Genomic DNA, 16,674 nt, shown 5'->3' with positions numbered 1-16,674 from the left:
TGTGCGACCTCGACAGGGGGAGGGGGCCGCAGCGGGGAGGTCGGGCGCCGGGCGGAGGGCGGACGGTCACCTGCTGTTCACCGTGGCGTGCCACCATCACGCCACCACCGGACCACATCGAGCAGGAGCGCCTCCGCCTGTGATCACCCAGGACGTCACCGCGCAGGACCCTCTGCGCGCCGGTGACCGGGCCGCCCCGGTACGCACCCTCATGGACGTGTTCGCCACGACCGTCGCCCAGTGGCCCGAGGCGGTCGCGATCGACGACGGCGACGAGGAGCTCACCTACGCGGCCCTCGACGAGGCGGTCCGGCAGCGCGCCGAGCACCTCGCGGCAGCCGGCGTCGGGCGCGGGGACCGGGTCGGGGTGCGGGCGACCTCGGGCACCGTCGGCCTGTACCTGTCGATCCTCGCGGTGCTGCGCGCCGGGGCCTCCTACGTGCCGGTCGACGCCGACGACCCGGACGAGCGGGCGCGCCAGGTGTTCGCCGAGGCCGGGGTGCGCGTCGTCCTGGGGGACGGGCTCGAGCTCCGCGCGCCGGACGGGACGGTCGTCCCGGACTCGACGGCCACGCCCGACGACGACGCCACGCCCGACGACCTGACGCCCGAGGACGACGCCTGGGTCATCTTCACCTCGGGCTCGACCGGGACCCCCAAGGGTGTGGCCGTCACGCACCGCAGCGCCGCGGCCCTGGTCGACGCCGAGGCACGGCTCTTCCTCCGCGATGCGCCCATCGGCCCCGGGGACCGGGTGCTCGCCGGCCTGTCCGTGGCCTTCGACGCCTCGTGCGAGGAGATGTGGCTCGCGTGGCGGCACGGCGCGACCCTCGTCCCGGCCCCGCGCGCCCTGGTGCGCGCGGGCACCGAGCTGGGCCCGTGGCTGGTCGAGCGCGAGATCACCGTGGTCTCGACCGTCCCGACCCTGGCGGGGATGTGGCCGGTCGAGGCCCTCGACGCCGTCCGGCTGCTGATCTTCGGCGGGGAGGCCGTCCCGCGGGAGCTCGGCGACCGGCTCTGCGCGCCGACCCGCGAGGTGTGGAACACCTACGGCCCCACCGAGGCGACCGTCGTCGCGTGCGCGGCCCTCCTGCAGCCGGGGGAGACCGTGCGGATCGGGCTGCCCCTGGACGGGTGGGACCTCGCCGTCGTCGACGCCGAGGGCAACGAGGTCGCCGAGGGGGAGCCCGGGGAGCTGATCATCGGTGGCGTGGGCCTGGCCCGCTACCTCGACCCCGCGCTCGACGCCGTGAAGTTCGGATCGATGGACACCCTCGGCTGGGAGCGGGCCTACCGCACAGGTGACCTGGTCGAGCGGCACAGCGAGGGGCTCACCTTCGTCGGGCGCGCCGACGACCAGGTCAAGGTCAACGGCCAGCGGATCGAGCTCGGCGAGGTCGAGGCAGCTCTGCTGGCCCTTCCGGGGGTGGGTGCGGCGGCCGCAGCGGTCCAGCGCTCGGCGACCGGCGCGAGCCTGCTGGTCGGGTACGTGGTGCCGAGCGGAGCTGCCGTCGACCTCCCCGCCGCCCTCGCCCAGCTCCGTGACCGGCTGCCGGCGACCATGGTCCCGATGCTCGCCCAGGTCGAGGAGATCCCGACCCGTACCTCGGGCAAGGTCGACCGCGCGGCCCTCCCGTGGCCCCTCGAGGACGCCATGCGCGAGGAGTCGACGTTGCAGGGCACCGCGGCCTGGGTGGGCGAGCAGTGGGCCGCGGTCATCGGGGTGCACCCGACCGACGACGCCGACGACTTCTTCGCCCGCGGAGGCAGCTCGTTGACCGCCGCCCAGCTGGTCTCGGCGCTGCGGGTCCGCTACCCCGAGGTCACCGTCGCCGAGGTCTACGACCACCCTGCCGTCGGCGACCTCGCCGAGCACCTGCGCACCACCTGGCCCGAGATCTCCGAGGACTCGACCCCCGAGGCCCCCGGCCCCCCGGTCCGCCCCGTGCCGGTCCTCAGCCAGACCGTCCAGCTCCTCGCCCTGGTCCCGTTGCGCACCCTGGTCGGGCTGCGCTGGCTCACGGCCCTCGCCGCGATCAACGCCGTGCTCGACGGCCTGTGGGGGGTGCCCTGGGCGGTGCCGGTCACGTGGTGGTGGGTGCTCGCCGGGTGGGTGCTCACGGTCAGCCCCCTGGGGCGGATGGGAGTCAGCGCGCTGGGCGCTCGGGCGCTGCTCCTCGGCGTCGGGCCGGGGGAGTACCCGCGAGGTGGCAGCGTCCACCTGAGGCTGTGGGCGGCCGAACGGCTGGTCGAGGGCTTCGGGGCGATCACCTCGGCCACCGCCCCGTACGTCGGGCTCTACGCGCGGGCCCTGGGCGTGCGGATGGGGCGGGGGGTCGACCTGCACTCGGTGCCGCCGGTCACCGGGCTGCTCACCCTGGGTGACCAGTGCGCCGTCGAGCCCGAGGTCGAGCTGTGCGGGCACTGGGTGGACGGCGACGTGCTGCACGTCGGGCGTATCAGCGTCGGCAAGCGAGCCACCATCGGCGCCCGGAGCGTGCTGTACCCGGGGGCGAAGGTCGGCGCGGGGACCGACGTCGCGGCCGGATCGGCCGTGCACGGCGCCACCGGCAAGGCCGAGTACTGGTCCGGGTCCCCGGCGGCCAAGGTCCACGAGGCACGCCACCCGTGGCCCGCCGAGCGCCCGACGTCCGGCCCGCGCGAAGGAGCCTGGCTGCTGGGCTACGCCCTGGCCGGGATCGCCCTCGCGGGCCTCCCGGTCGTGGCCGTGGGCGCAGGGCTCCTCGTGCTGGGCCGGGCCGTCCGCGACACCATGACCCTGGGCGCCGCCGTCGGGCACGCCCTCCTGCTCGCGCCCGTCGCGACCCTGGTCGCCTTCGCGGTGTACGCGGTGCTGGTCGTCGTCGGCGTGCGCTTCCTGTCGCACGGTCTGGCCGAGGGCTACCACCCGGTGCGCTCGCGGGCGGGCCTGCAGGCGTGGTCGGTCGAGCGCCTCATGGACGCCGCACGGACGGCCCTCTTCCCCCTGTACTCCTCGGTGGGGACCCCGGCCTGGCTCCGCCTGCTCGGGGCCCGGGTGGGCCACGGGACGGAGATCTCGACGGTCATCGGCCTGCCCAGCATGATGCGGATCAAGGACGGGGCCTTCCTCGCGGACGACACGATGGTCGCGCCCTACGAGCTCGGCGGCGGCTGGGTGCGGGTGGCCCCGGCCAAGGTCGGACGACGGGCCTTCGTCGGGAACTCGGGCATGACCGCCCCCGGGCGCACCGTTCCCAAGAACGGCCTCGTCGCGGTGCTGTCGGCGACCCCGAACCGCACCCGCGCGGGCTCGAGCTACCTCGGCAGCCCCCCGGTCCGCCTGCCCCGGGCCCCCGTGCTCGACGACCCGGGCCGCACCTACGACCCGCCCCGCCGGCTGCAGGTCGCCCGCGGGCTGGTCGAGCTGTGCCGCGTGGTCCCGGCCCTGGTCGTCGGGCTGCTCGGGCTCGCCACCCTGCTGGCGCTCCAGGGCGTCGTCCTCGCGGCCGGCTGGGCAGCGGCCGCCGCGCTCAGCGGGGTGGTGCTGCTGGCCACCGGCGTGGTCGCGGCCGGGGTGACGGTCGCCGCGAAGTGGGCGCTGGTGGGCCGGTTCCGGGTGGGGGAGCACCCGCTGTGGAGCTCGGCGGTGTGGAAGGGAGAGCTCGCCGACACCTTCACCGAGATGGTCGCGGCGCCGTTCTTCGCCGACGTCGCGAACGGTACTGTCGCGGTGGTGTGGTGGCTGCGAGCGATGGGTGCGCGGATCGGACGCGGCGTGTGGTGCCAGACGTACTGGCTGCCCGAGGCCGACCTGGTCCGGCTGGGGGACGGGGCGACCGTCGGCCCCGGCTGCGTGGTGCAGACCCACCTGTTCCACGACCGCGTGATGAGCCTGGACACCGTGACCCTCGACGAGGGCGCAACCCTCGGCCCGCACGGTGTGGTCCTCCCCGCTGCTCGTCTGGGCGCGGGATCGAGCGTCGGCCCGGCCTCGCTGGTGCTGCGCGGGGAGCACGTGCCCTCGGGGACCCGGTGGGTCGGCAACCCGATCGCCCCGTGGGCCGCGCGGCCCGCGCGCGAGCCGGCGGCCGGCGCGGTCACCGACCCGGTGCCCGCGTGACGGCGGGCGGGCAGGGCGACGTCGACCCCTACCAACCCGATCACGGCAGCACCGCGTTCCACGTCGAGCACTACGACCTCGACCTCACCTACCGGCCGCACCTCAACCGGCTGCACGGGACCGCCACGCTGCGGGTCCGCACCCTCGAGGACCTCACCGAGCTCGCCCTCGACCTCGCCGGGCTGACGGTCGAGAAGGTCACCCTGACCGGCGCCCGGCTGGCCCGCTACGTGCACCGCGCCGATCGCCTGGTGCTGCGGCTCGGCGGCGAGGTGACGGCCGGGACCGAGCTGACCGTCGTCGTGAGGTACGGGGGGAACCCGGCGCCGATCAGCAGTCCCTGGGGACCTGTGGGCTGGGAGGAGCTGACCGACGGGGTGGTGGTCGCGAGCCAGCCGACCGGGGCGCCGTCGTGGTTCCCCTGCAACGACCGGCCCGCGGACAAGGCCACCTACCGGACCTCGATCACGGTCGACAACCCCTACCGGGTGCTCGCCCACGGCGCCCTCGTGTCCTCGAAGCGCCGGGCGAGCGCGACGACCTGGGTCTACGAGGAGAAGCGCCCGACGTCGACCTACCTCGCGACCGTGCAGATCGGCCAGTACGAGGAGCACGAGCTCGTCGCCGAGCCCGTCCGGCAGGCCGTGCTGGTGCCGACCGCCCTGCGGACCGCGGCCCGGGACCGGCTCGCCCACCACGGCCAGCTCATGACCTTCTTCGCCAGGATCTTCGGTCCGTACCCGTTCGCGACGTACACCCTCGTCATCACCGAGGACGACCTCGAGATCCCTCTCGAGGCGCAGGGCCTGTCGATCTTCGGGGCCAACCACCTCAGCTCCACCGACGGGGACGAGCGCCTCATCCCGCACGAGCTCGCCCACCAGTGGTTCGGCAACTCCGTGTCGCCGTCCTCCTGGCAGCACATCTGGCTCAGCGAGGGGTTCGCCTGCTACGCCGAGTGGCTGTGGTCCGAGGAGTCCGGCGGACGCAGCGCCGACGCCCTCGCGAGCACCTGGCACCGGCGCCTGTCCCGCCTCGACCAGGACCTCGTGCTCGCGGACCCGGGCTACCGCCGGATCTTCGACGACCGCGTCTACAAGCGCGGGGCGCTCACGGTGCACGCCCTGCGCGGTGCCCTGGGGGACGAGGCCTTCGTCGCGATGGTGCGCGGCTGGACCTCGCGGTACGCCGGCGGGAGCGTCACGACGGCGGACTTCCGGGAGCACGCCCTCGAGCACGCGACCGAGACCGGCGGGACCGAGCTCGCCGGGGAGGTCCAGGGCCTGCTCGAGGCCTGGATCGACGGCGCCGCCCTGCCGCCCCTGGACGGGGCCTCGGGCCGGGGTTGGCTCGATGCGCTCCGCCGGTAGACGAGAACCTGGTCCGCACCTAGCGTCGTGATCACGGTCAACCGACCACCACGAGCCGAGCCACCCAGCCGAGCCACCAGGAGCGTGCATGAAGGTCGTCGCCGTCTACAGCGTCAAGGGTGGGGTGGGGAAGACCTCGGCCGCCGTGAACCTCGCATGGCACGCCTCCCAGAAGCACCGGACCCTGCTGTGGGACCTCGACCCGCAGGGCGGTGCGACGTTCCTGCTCGGCGTCAAGCCCAAGCAGAAGGCCAAGGCTGACGTGCACGCCCTGGTCAAGGGCAAGACCGACCTCGCCGACGTCGTCCGGTCCACCGAGGACAAGAAGCTCGACGTCATCCCCGCCCACGACTCCTACAGCGCCCTGGACGTCGAGCTCGACGGCACCAAGCGGCCCGAGCGGCAGCTCGACAAGATGCTCGCCTCCCTGAGCAAGCACGAGGTCGTCGTCCTCGACTGCCCGCCCGGGATGTCCTTGCTCTCCGAGGCGATCCTGCGCGCGGCCGACGTCGTGGTGGTGCCGCTGGTGCCGTCCCCGCTGGCCATGCGGTCCCTCGACCAGGTGACGGACATGGTCACCGACATGAAGAAGGGACGCCCGAAGATCGTGGGCTTCCTCTCCATGGTCGACCGTCGCAAGACCATCCACCGTGACGTCGCCGACAGGCTGCCCCAGGAGTCCAAGCACGTCATCGACGTGGCCGTGCCGGCCTCGAGCATGGTCGAGAAGATGGGCGTCGAGCGCGCACCGATCTCGACCTTCGCGCCGCGCAGCGTGCCGGCCAAGGCCTACGGCGAGCTGTGGAAGGGCGTGCGGTCGGCGCTGTCGCTGTGAGTCGGTGAGCGCGGAGGCCAGCGCTGCGGTCGGGCGGGCGCTGCGGTGGGCGGGCGCCGCGGGCAGGCGGGCGCTGCGGTCAGCGGGTACCGAGCGCGGCGAGGACGGCGTCGCCGTCGTGCTGGTGGACGGAGAGCCGGGGCAGACGGCTGGGCCCGCCGGGCTCGGTGGGGCCGGGGGCGTGCGGCACGACGGCGACCGCTCCCGCGACCCCGGGCCCCAGGTCGAGGTCGGCGAGCACCGCGCGGGTGCCGTCGGGGGTGAGGGCTGTGCGGCGTCCTCGTCGGGAGCTGATCACCAGGTCTGCCGGGTCGGTGCGCAGCCCGGCGCCGGTCGCCTTGAGGACGGCCTCGGCGCTGACCCAGGACCGGGCGACGGCAGAGGTGAGGGCGGCCCGCCGCTGGCGAGTGCGGGCGGTCACGCCCCGGCGTGACGGCGGCAGGGCGCCCAGCGGAGCGGCCGAGATGGCCGCGTGGGACTCGACGTCGACCCCGACGGGCCCGGCCTCGCTGACCGCGACGGCGACGAGCGCCCCGGCGCGCGTGAGGCTCAGGTGCGGGCCGGTGCCGGTGCCGGTGGCGAGGGAGACCGGGCCGTGCGGACCTGCGCAGGTGGGGCACCGCACGTGCAGGGGAACCTCGCGAGGGGCGCAGCCGAGATGCTCGCCGAGAACCGCCCGGAGGAGCGCGCGCCCCTGGATGAAGCGGGAGGCCTGAGGGCCCGGGAGGTCGGCGGCGCGGGAGCGCTCGACGGCGTCGAGGTGGGCGAGCCAGCTGGAGGTGAGGTCCGCCGGCTCGGCCAGCCAGACGTCGACCGTCGCCGGCGGCCTCGCACGGTTCAGCACGGGCCCATCCTCCCCCGGCCCGTACGCGATCGCCGTCGGGCCGCCGCCCCGCGCCCCAAGTCGCACATCTGCACCCAGGTCGCACCTGCGCACGTGCGTCCTCGGGGCAGACGTGCGACCTCGCGGTCTGCATCGTCACCGACCCCGACCAGGTACCGGCGCTGATCACTCCCTGACGCTGCCTGCCCCTGCTCCCGAGGTCGCACATCTGCACCCAGGTCGCACCTGCGCACGTGCGTCCCCAGTGCAGACGTGCGACTTGGGCGGGCAGGGGGCGTGCTCGCCACTTGCCCGCGACCACCGGGGGCTTAGCGGGGGCCGGAGAGACGCAGGCGAAGCGCCTTGTCGCGCGACGGGTCGTCCCTCACCGGCGAGGGGCTCAGTCGGCTGGCTCGACCAGAGGGCGGTCGTCCACGGGGCGCGGCGCACGCATGAAGAATCGCTGCAGCGTCACGTCTCCGCGTCGTACCACCTCGTCGTGCACCACACGGAAGCCCGCCCGCTCGAAGACCGGCCTGGCCACGAGGCTGGAGTGCGTCGTCAGCTCGGGCAGGCCGTCGAGCACCGCCGCGGCGCGCACGTGGTCCAGCAGAGCGTGGGCGACTCCACGTCGACCGAACCGTGGATCGACGAACAGCCGGTTGACGTAGCCGCCCTCCTCGAGGTCCGCGAAGCCGGCAAGGACACCGTCGTGCTCGGCGACGAAGGTGCGCACCTCCAGGCGTTCGGCGCCCCACCGGGCGAGCTCGCGCGGGGCGCCCAGCCACGCCTCGACCTGCTCCTGGGTGTAGCGCGCTCGTCCGGTCGTGGTGATCGCTCGTTCGAAGACGTCGAGGGTCGTCGCGGCGTCGGTCTCGGCGTAGTCCCGGATCAGCACGAGCCCAACCCTAGGTCTCGTCCGCCCTGGGCTCCGAGGACGACGACCCGGTGCCGGCTCCCCGCCGGGGTCGCACCTCTGCACCGAGGTCGCCCATGCGCAGGTGCGTCCTGGGTGCAGATGTGCGACCTCAGCGGGAGGAGGGGGAGGAGGGTAAGGGGGAGGAGCGGGAGAGGGAGGAGGGGCGGGTCAGGGGGCGGGGACCAGCCAGGGCTCGTGCTCGGCGCCGAAGGGGTCCCGGAGCTGGATGGCGTACCGCTCGCCCTCGACCACCGGGATCGTCACCCCCTGCTCGGCCGCGACCGGCGTCCCGCGGGGGACCAGGGCCCCCGCCCCGGCGAGCAGCTGGGCCGTCCACCTCGGCCGGCCCTCGGGGATCGGGGTGAGTCCGGCGACCGTCACCTCGATGCTCCCGCCGGTCGCCGTCGAGCCCAGCGTCGGCAGCGGCCCGGTGGTGTCGACCCAGGCGGGGGTCGAGTACGGCCCCCAGGGGGAGGGGATGCGCTCGAGCTGGGGTCCGGTGCTGCGGATCTCGGTCGGCAGCTCGGTCGCCCCGGGCGCCAGCGTGGCCTCGGCCGGGTAGCGCACGCACGCGGCGAGGGCGGACCGCACCCACGGCACGCCGCGCAGCCGCACCGTCCCCTCGTGCACCTCAGGCTCCTCGGGTCGCGGCGCGAGCCGGACGGTCGCGAGCTCGGGCCAGTAGACGGGCTGCACCTGCGACCCGAGGTGCTCGACCAGCCGTGCCTCGATCCCGTCCCGGGGCAGGGACCCGAGCAGGCCCGACGGCGGCCGGGTCACCCGCACGGTCGCGGCCACCACGCCCTCGGGCTCGGCGCGCAGCACCAGGTCGGGCACCGGCGGGAACTCGCTGAGCGGGACCACCAGGGCGACGGGGTCGGTCGCGGAGAAGGGCGTGGTCACGGTCTCGGTCGGCGGCCCACCTGGGTGCCGGCTCGGTGTCGCGGTCACCGCCACGGCCCGGACGAAGACCACGCCGTCGATCCCGGCGGGCAGCTCGAGCGTGGCGTAGCAGGTCGAACCCTTGACGGGGAAGGACGCGGTGCTGGCCCACGAGTAGTGGGACCGTCGGTCACGCGCGCCCATCTGGGCGCGCACCGCCCTGGCCCGCTCGGCGCGGGACCCTGCGGTGTCGGCCGGCATCCCGAACGCGCGTCGGAGCGCCGACTCCCCGGCCATGAGCACGCGGTACGCCCGGGCGTGCGGGGCGGCCTCGATCGCCAGGGTCACGCTCACGGTCGGGGCGCCGCTGCGGCGCGTGGTCGGGATCAGGCGCGGGCCGACGCGGGGTGCTCGGATCGGACGAGGGTCCACGACCCGCACGGTGACGGTGGTCGCAGCCGACTCCCGGCCGTCGGCGTCCCGGGCCCGGACCGAGACGCTCTCGTCGACCACCTGGCCAGGCACGGTCATCGGGGCCGGGTGATGGACCACGCGGCGGACCGGTGCGGCGCTCCGGCCCTCGGCCGCGGTGAGGTCCAGGACCTGCGGCCCCCCGCGCGGCAGGTCGAGCACCAGGGCAGTGACCGGCATCGAGCCCGGCGCGCGGGCCCCCGCCGCCAGCACCTCGACCCGCACCGCGCCGCAGGACGCAGCTCCGTCCCCGGTCGGGGCAGGTTCAGCCAGGACCAGTCCCGTGGTCAGGCGGGGCTGAGGGGGCAGCGGTCGGTCGGGCCGGGGCACCGTGAGGCTCCCGGCCCCGCCCCACCGGCCCAGCCAGTCACCGAGCCGGACGGTGAGCTCGACCGCGGGGTCGGTGCCGGCCAGCTCGTCGACGTGCAGCACGTGACGCAGGTCGACCTTCGACCACCCGGCGAGCATGGGCGCGGGGGCTCCGGGCGGCCCGGGGTGCAGGGTCCGTGGCGTCGGCGCCGTCTGGACGAAGGAGACCAGCCCTCGGGGCACGACCTCCTCGACCGCGACGCTGGCCGACCACCGGTCCACGGCCACCGGTGCCCAGGCGGGGCGCCGCACGGTCAGGCCGGGGGCGCGGGGCCGGTCGGAGGGCGCCTCGCGCAGGTAGGGGATGGGCACGGCGAGGAGCCGGAGGTCCCACCAGTCGCCGCTCAGGAGTGGCGCCAGCTGCGCGACCTGGCCCTGGAGGTCCGCGTACCCGCCCCCGAGCTCCTCGTCGTAGAGCTGCTCGAGACGGTCGAGCCGACTGAGCCCCCGCCCCCGGCCTCGCTCCCACGGCTGACGTCGTATCAGGGTCGGCAGCAGCGCGACCAGCAGGCCTCGCCCGTGGTGGAGGTGCTCGGGCTCGCGCTCGAGGGTGCCGGACAGTCCCATCCACCGTGCGACCCCGGGGTCTACAGCCGCCTGGAGGTAGGCCTGCACCGCGTCCTGGGACACCTGCGAGGCGGCCACGCCCTCGGCCGCGACCGACTGCCCGACCAGCCGGCCCACCCCGCCGGCCACCACCGACCCGTACGCGGCCTCGGCCCACGCCCCGACGCCGTCGACCTCCTCGCCGCCTCCCGCTGACCGCCGCGGCTCGACCAGCTGGCGGACCCGGTCGACCTCCCGTCGACCGTCGGGCTGCAGCAGTCCGGGGTCGACGGCATCGTGCGGCAGGCGGTGCAGCGGGGCGCTCAGCTCGACGCGGGTGCGCCAGTCCTCCGCCCACGGCGCGGGCAGGTAGAGCGGGAGGGTCTGCGCGAGCTCGGTGGCCAGCCCGGCGCGGTCGACCACCCAGCTCGGGTCCACCCGGTCCAGGTGCCATGTCCCGACCTCGGCGTAGGCCTCGTGCACGGCCCCGCGGCCGGTCACCTCGACGGTCTCGCAGCCGGCCGCGGCGACGGCGTGCTGGTGATCCCCGGGCAGCGGCTCGGAGCGTTCGGCGATGACCGACCCGGTGCCCGCGGGGGTGCGGAGCCGGTCGGTGGCGGTCAGGCGGAGGTCGCCGTCGGCCTGCAGCCACGCCCAGCCCAGCACCTCGAGGGGCTCGACGGCAGGCGGGTACGCGAGGGTGAGCCGCCGGCCGTCGTCCTCGTCGATCTCCCAGGGTCCTGTCCCGATGGGGGAGGTCTGGAGCGGGCCGACGGCGCGGAAGCTGTCCTCGTTGACCGGGACCTCGAGCAGGATCGTCGGCCCGGCGGGCAGCCCGCCCCGGGGCCCGAGGGTGACGTGCCAGTGCAGCCCCTCGGGCACCTGGTCGTCGGCTCCGGCCCCGGTGGCCCAGGCGAGGTCGCCGAAGGCCACGTCCCGCCGGCAGAACCCCTCGCTCATCAGGCCTCCAGCGGGGTGAGGGTGGTCGCGGTGAACCGGGGCACCGGGTCGATCGTGGTGCGCCGCGTGAGCCACGTGGTCCGGTCGGTGACCCCGAGGGTGACCGTGGTCGCGGCGGTGAGGGATACCGGCGTCGGGGTGAGCCACAGGGCGACCGTGCCCGCCCGGTTGGCGCGCCGCACGGCCAGCTCGGCCCCACCCACCACGCAGGTGCGCAGTCCCATCCGCGCCCCGCCGTCGCGCACCAGGGGCTCGGTCGACTCGAGCAGGATCCCGACGACGCCCCACGAGTCCCCGGCGCGGGCCCACAGGACGCTCGACCGGTTCTGCGGGGTGGGCCGCAGCGGCGCCAGCCCGAGCTGGTGGAGGAGCAGCTCGACCTCGCCGTCCTCCTGCCGCCAGCCGGGCGGACGGCTGACCGCCCGGACGGGGAGGTCCCCGTGGGTGCGGGTGGTGCGGGCGCCCCCGCTGGTGAACCCGAAGCTGCGGATCAGGTGCGAGGGAGTCAGGTAGTGCGAGGTGGTGAAGGTCATCGCGGCCAGGGCCGGGGTCGAGCGACGGGGCAGCTCGCCGGCCGGGGGAGTCACGCAGGACAGCTCGTAGCTCGCGCCCCGCGCCAGTGGCTCCGGCCAGCGCAGCACCAGCTCGGTGGGCGGCACCGCGCAGCCGACCAGCTGGGCCGCCTGCTGCACGGCCAGGGAGAGGGCGACCTTCGGCTTGGTCGCGGCGGGCTGAGGGTGCGGCACCCGGTACACGTCGGTGGCCTGGCGGTCGGTGCGCCGCAGCAGCAGCCCGATCTCGCGCTCGTACAGGGCCGCGAGCTCGACGGGGTGCAGGGCGAGGAACTCGATGCCGGGCCGGTCGAGCGCGTCCGTGACGAAGACGAGCTCGGCGCGGTCGGGCAGGGTGAAGCCCTTGACGTACCGGGTCAGGTAGCCGGGCCGGAACTGGGCGACCACCAGGGCGGTCGCCAGGTGCTCAGTCATCTCGGCGATCGTGTCGCCCGGCCCGCCACCGACCGGTTCCGCGCCCGTCGTCGCGCTGACCAGGGCGTTCGGGTACACCTTCCAGGGGGCGCCCCACCCGACGGCTGTCCCGGTGGTGGCCTCCTCGGCGGGGGGCAGGGTCGGGGGCGGCCCGGCCGGGGCCCTCGCGGTGGCGAAGTACCAGTGCCTGGTGACCGGGTCGGGGCCCGAGGCACCGGTGAGCTCGGGCTGCCCCGGCACCGAGAGCCTGCTGGTCCACCCCAGGCTCACGCTCAGCCGGTAGCGGTGCCCGGGCCGCAGCAGCCGGTAGGTCTGGGTGTAGTCCTGGCTCGACTCGACGTCGGCCGCAGCCGCGGCGGCCTTGCCTGCCGCGCCCGCGTCGGCCGCCTCGGCGTCCCGCGCGGCGGTGGCGTGCAGCCCGAGCAGCACCGCGGGGCGCAGCCACGGCACGGTCACCTCGATCCGCACGACGGCGGCCGACCCCGCCGCCGTGGGGAGCGCCACCCGGGCGAGCACCCAGGCGCCGTCCTCGACGAGTCCGAGGTCCTCGACGAGCAGGGCCAGAGACCCGCCCGAGGCGGCGCGGGCGCGGGCCCCGAGGCCGTTGACCCCGAGGAACCTGTCGTCGTCGTGCCCGGCGGCCAGCAGCAGGTAGAGCTCGCCGCCGACCACGGGACGGTCCAGGGTGAGCACCGTGCGCATCGTCGTGGCGGCCTCACCCGGCACCCCGAGGTGGGACCCTCGCAGCCGCAGCCCGTCGGGGTGCCCGCGGTCCCCGGCCGGCACGGGGGCGGGCAGGGGCGTCGGTCCGCCGTAGGCCGTGGCCCCGGGGAGCGGGTCCTCCCCGGCGGTACCGGCCTCGGGGGCCGTGGCCACCGTGAACCCCGTGCCGCCCGTGAAGCTCGCGACGGTGGTGCCGGCCCAGGGGTCGTGCTCGGGCGGCACGTGCCATCCGCCGCCGGTCACAGCGGTCGCGTCACCCCCGAGGGCCCAGCCGGGCCCCGCTGGTGCCTCCCACCGGCAGGCGCCGCCGATCAGGGTGGCGGGGCTCATCATCGGCTCGAGGTGGCTGCCGTCCCCGGCGAGGTGCGCGGCCCACGCAGTCAGGGAGCGGCGCAGCAGCACGAGCTCGCGCTGGCCGGAGGTGCCCGCGGGCCACGCCCCGACCCCCGCAGGCACCTGCCAGCGAGCCGTGCTCTGCAGGGCGATCGCGACCGGGGCGTCGGGGTCGGTCACGTCCTCCAAGGACAGCCTGGTCAGGCTCCACACCACCTGCGCCCCACCCGAGGCCACGACCCCGAGGTTGGTGCTCGGCGTGGGCTGCGGCAGGGTGACCCGCGGCGCGATCGGGAACCCCAGGATCGGCACGACGTCCGGCCAGACCTCCGGGGCCTCACCCCACCCGCCCGAGGGCCCCGACGCGCCGCCCGGGGCGGGCTGCAGGGGCAGGCCCACGAGGTCCTCGCCCACGGCGGTGTCGACCGCGGGCAGCGAGCGGGCCAGGCCGTCAGCCAGTCGCACCTGCGGCCAGGGCCAGTCCTCCGGGGCCGGCACGGGGGCCTCGAGGGCGTCGGACTGGTCGAGGGTGTCGAGGGTGATGCACCGGCGGACCGTGTCGAAGACGAGGTCGAGCTCCCCGCAGACCTGCACCGCGAAGGCGAACTGCTGGCTGCCGTCGGACTGGTCCTGCCAGATCTGCAGGGTGAGGGTCGCCGAGATGCCGACCCGGAAGGGCCCGAGCCCGAGGCGACCGGAAACGGTGCCCTGCACCCAGGCGAGCATCGGGCGGGTGCTCAGCAGCGCCGCGAGGGAGGCGGAGATCTCGGCCCAGAGCAGTCCTTTGGCCCCGAGCACCACGCTGATCCCGGCGCCGACGCCGACCGCGAACCCCTGGACCTCGGGGGCCGTCCGGAGCAGGCCGGGGTCGGCGATGCCGTCCCCGGCGACCATGAGGAAGGCCCACCCGTCGCAGGCGAAGGGCGTCTCGGGCAGCACCCGCGCGGAGACGGGGCCGGGCGGTCGGCCGGTGGGCCCGAGCACGCCGTCGTCGCTCCCGGCGCGGAACCACCAGCCCTGGCTGCCGACGGGGAAGTGCCCACCCACGGGGATCCGCACGTCCAGGAGGTACGGGATGCGGTAGCGGCCCTCCAGGACGAGGTCGATCGCCTCGGGGGTCGCCGACAGGCCGCCGAAGACCTCGAGCTCGACCCCGGGGACGTCGTCCTCCGCGCGGTCGGCGAGGTCGTCCAGGGCAGTCCTGCTGATCCCGGTCCGTGGCGTCAGCAGGGTGCCGTCGAGGCCGACGCGCAGGGCGAGGTCGGGCAGGGTCATGCCGAGCACACCCAGGGCGTTGACCAGGAAGCCGCCGTCGGGCACGGTGCCGATCTGCACGCCCATGCCGATGGTCATGGCCCCGGCCCGGGTCTCGAGCGGCTGCCACGGCTTCCACCGGCGCAGGTCGGTGAACGGGTCGTCGGGGTCGAGCTCGGGCAGGGCACCGTTCGAGGCGAAGGTGCCCAGCGCACCGTAGAGGCCCAGCCCGGTGGGCCCGAGGGGGATCGGGCCCGGCAGGTCCACCGCGAAGCCGATCTCGACCTTGTCCCCGGTGCCGTCGTAGCGGACGAGTCCCATCGCGGCGAGCATCACCGGCAGCAGCTCGATGCCGAGCACGACGGCGAACCCCGTGCTGGTGAGGGAGACGTCGCCCTCCCCGTGGATCACCCCAGGGATCTCGACCGAGGCCGCCAGCCCCCGCAGCCCGAGGGCCACCGCCCCGTGCTCGACCGTGGCCCGCACCGTCGCCCCGCTGACCCGCACCGGCCCCAGGTCGACGACGAACCGCAGGTCGATCTCGAACCAGGTGGAGCCGTGCCCCGAGCGGGTGCCGACCACGTCGAGCAGGGAGCCCGGTGTCTGGACCGTCCAGGTGCCCGGGTCGACGACGTCGGGCCGTGCCCGGGAGTAGTCCAGGATGAGCTGCTCGCCCGCGGGGGCCGTGGGGTCGACGGTGACCCGGACGTCGCGCCAGCGCACCCGCATCGGTCGGTCCTCCGCGGTCATGCCGATCCCCAGGGGACCCGTGCGCCACAGCCGCGCACGGATCGAGCCCTCGAGGTCCACGCGTGCGCTGATGGTCGGTCCCGAGCCGGCCGAGGCGTCGAGGGTCACGCCGTGCACCGTGAACCCGCCCTCGGCGACGAGCAGTCGGCCGACGACGGCGGCCGCCCCGAGCAGGGCTGCCGTGGTGGCGGCGGCCGAGCCCGCGCGGATGGCCGGGGCCAGGGTGACGGCCACCCCCGCGGCGACCTCTCCCGCTCCGGGGCCCTCACGGTGCAGCAGACCGCGCGGGGCCTCGGACTCCACGGTCACGGTCACGCTGAGGTCCCCGGGGCGGTCCGGCGGGCGGGCGAGGGTGCACCGCAGCCGGAGCGGCTGGTCGACCGTGGGCCCGGCCGCGCCCAGCAGCCCTGGGCCCTCGGGCAGGTCCAGGATCACCGACCCGCCCGTGGGCACCAGCTGCGTGAGGGAGTCCGCCTCCGGGACGTGCCAGGACAGGGTGCCGCCGAGGGCTGGGGCCTCGCCGTCGGCCCCGGCGGGCTGCACGGCCAGCTCGAGGTCGAGGCGCCCGTGGCCGCAGGTCAGGTCAGCCCGGCAGGGCAGGCCACCGACGACGGGGGCGCTCGGGGGCAGCACGAGCGTGGCGCCCGGCAGGTGGAGCACCCCGCCCGTCGCGGTGACCGTCGCGGGCAGCCGCAGGCCGACGCCGCCGGGCAGCAGCAGGTCCGGCCCGGTGAAGGTCAGCTCCAGGCCGTCGTCGACGGTGACCGTGGCGGCGTGGTCCTGGGAGCCCCGCACGGTCAGGGAGCCACGGGCGGTCACCGTGGGCGGCACACCGGTCCCCGCGAAAATGAGCCGATGACGGGGTCCGGTGCCGATGGCGGTGACGGTCGCGGCCTGGACCCCGGAGGGCAGCGTGAGGGTCGCCTGGTCGAGGGAGACCGTGAGGGCGAACCCGGGAGCGCCGGGCCCGGTCGGGGACGCGACCATGATGGCGACCTCGCCGCTGATCGTGGCCCCGAGCAGACCGGGGACGGTCACGGCGGCGGCCAGCGGCCCGGTGAAGGACTGCGCGCCGGTGAGTGGACCGGGAGGGTCGGGGAGGGCTGCCAGGACCCGGTGGACGGCAGGCGGAAGCACGGTGCCGGATGCCCGGCCGGCGACCTCGAGAGCGTCAAGGAGTGCCATGCCACAGACCGTCGCGAGAGGGGGGGACGGGGGCCCGGCTCCACTGCCGGGGCGTCCCTGGAGACCGTTCTGACGGTACGCCTGGACGCGCGCCGGGGGAAGAGCGACATCTCGGACAGGGCTGCTCCGTCCCTGACCTGCACGGATGTGAGCGTGGTGCGCCGTC

General features: G+C 75.6%; 7 protein-coding genes. 3 read left to right on the top strand and 4 right to left on the bottom strand.

The window, feature by feature from the left end; genetic code table 11:
- Positions 1 to 211 precede the first annotated feature (211 nt).
- The 3 genes from J4G33_RS09790 to J4G33_RS09780 all read left to right on the top strand — a co-directional run bounded on the left by J4G33_RS09790 (position 212) and on the right by J4G33_RS09780 (position 6,307).
- On the top strand, positions 212 to 4,102 hold the full coding sequence (locus J4G33_RS09790) for a Pls/PosA family non-ribosomal peptide synthetase (RefSeq protein WP_208055913.1): 3,891 nt from the start codon (positions 212 to 214) through the stop codon (positions 4,100 to 4,102).
- Entirely contained in the window at positions 4,099 to 5,472 is a 1,374-nt protein-coding gene (locus J4G33_RS17800; protein ID WP_208055779.1) for a M1 family metallopeptidase, read from the top strand. Before J4G33_RS09790 ends, J4G33_RS17800 begins: the two co-directional genes overlap by 4 nt.
- Before the next feature lie 88 nt (positions 5,473 to 5,560).
- On the top strand, positions 5,561 to 6,307 hold the full coding sequence (locus tag J4G33_RS09780) for a ParA family protein (protein ID WP_208055778.1): 747 nt from the start codon (positions 5,561 to 5,563) through the stop codon (positions 6,305 to 6,307).
- Between the two features lie 79 nt (positions 6,308 to 6,386).
- On the opposite strand, the gene J4G33_RS09775 is transcribed toward J4G33_RS09780, so the two are convergent.
- The 4 genes from J4G33_RS09775 to J4G33_RS09760 form a co-directional block, all read right to left on the bottom strand.
- The gene (locus tag J4G33_RS09775) at positions 6,387 to 7,151 is read right to left on the bottom strand and encodes a 4'-phosphopantetheinyl transferase family protein (protein ID WP_208055777.1); all 765 of its coding nucleotides are present in this window, start codon (positions 7,149 to 7,151) and stop codon (positions 6,387 to 6,389) included.
- 379 nt (positions 7,152 to 7,530) lie between these two features.
- Complete coding sequence (locus J4G33_RS09770; RefSeq protein ID WP_208055776.1) at positions 7,531 to 8,028, bottom strand: GNAT family N-acetyltransferase; 498 nt, start codon at positions 8,026 to 8,028, stop codon at positions 7,531 to 7,533.
- A gap of 189 nt (positions 8,029 to 8,217) precedes the next feature.
- Positions 8,218 to 11,277: a hypothetical protein gene (locus tag J4G33_RS09765; protein ID WP_208055775.1), complete on the bottom strand. Its 3,060-nt coding sequence runs from the start codon at positions 11,275 to 11,277 to the stop codon at positions 8,218 to 8,220.
- Positions 11,277 to 16,508, bottom strand: coding sequence for a hypothetical protein (locus tag J4G33_RS09760; RefSeq protein ID WP_208055774.1), 5,232 nt, complete (start codon positions 16,506 to 16,508; stop codon positions 11,277 to 11,279). The genes J4G33_RS09765 and J4G33_RS09760 overlap by 1 nt, the downstream gene beginning before the upstream one ends.
- Positions 16,509 to 16,674: the final 166 nt, after the last annotated feature.

Source organism: Actinotalea soli (assembly GCF_017565425.1).
In the GTDB taxonomy this organism is placed as follows: Bacteria; Actinomycetota; Actinomycetes; order Actinomycetales; family Cellulomonadaceae; genus Actinotalea; species Actinotalea soli.
The sequence above is the reverse complement of the archived record's forward strand: the minus strand, read 5'-3'. Positions and strand labels throughout refer to the sequence as shown.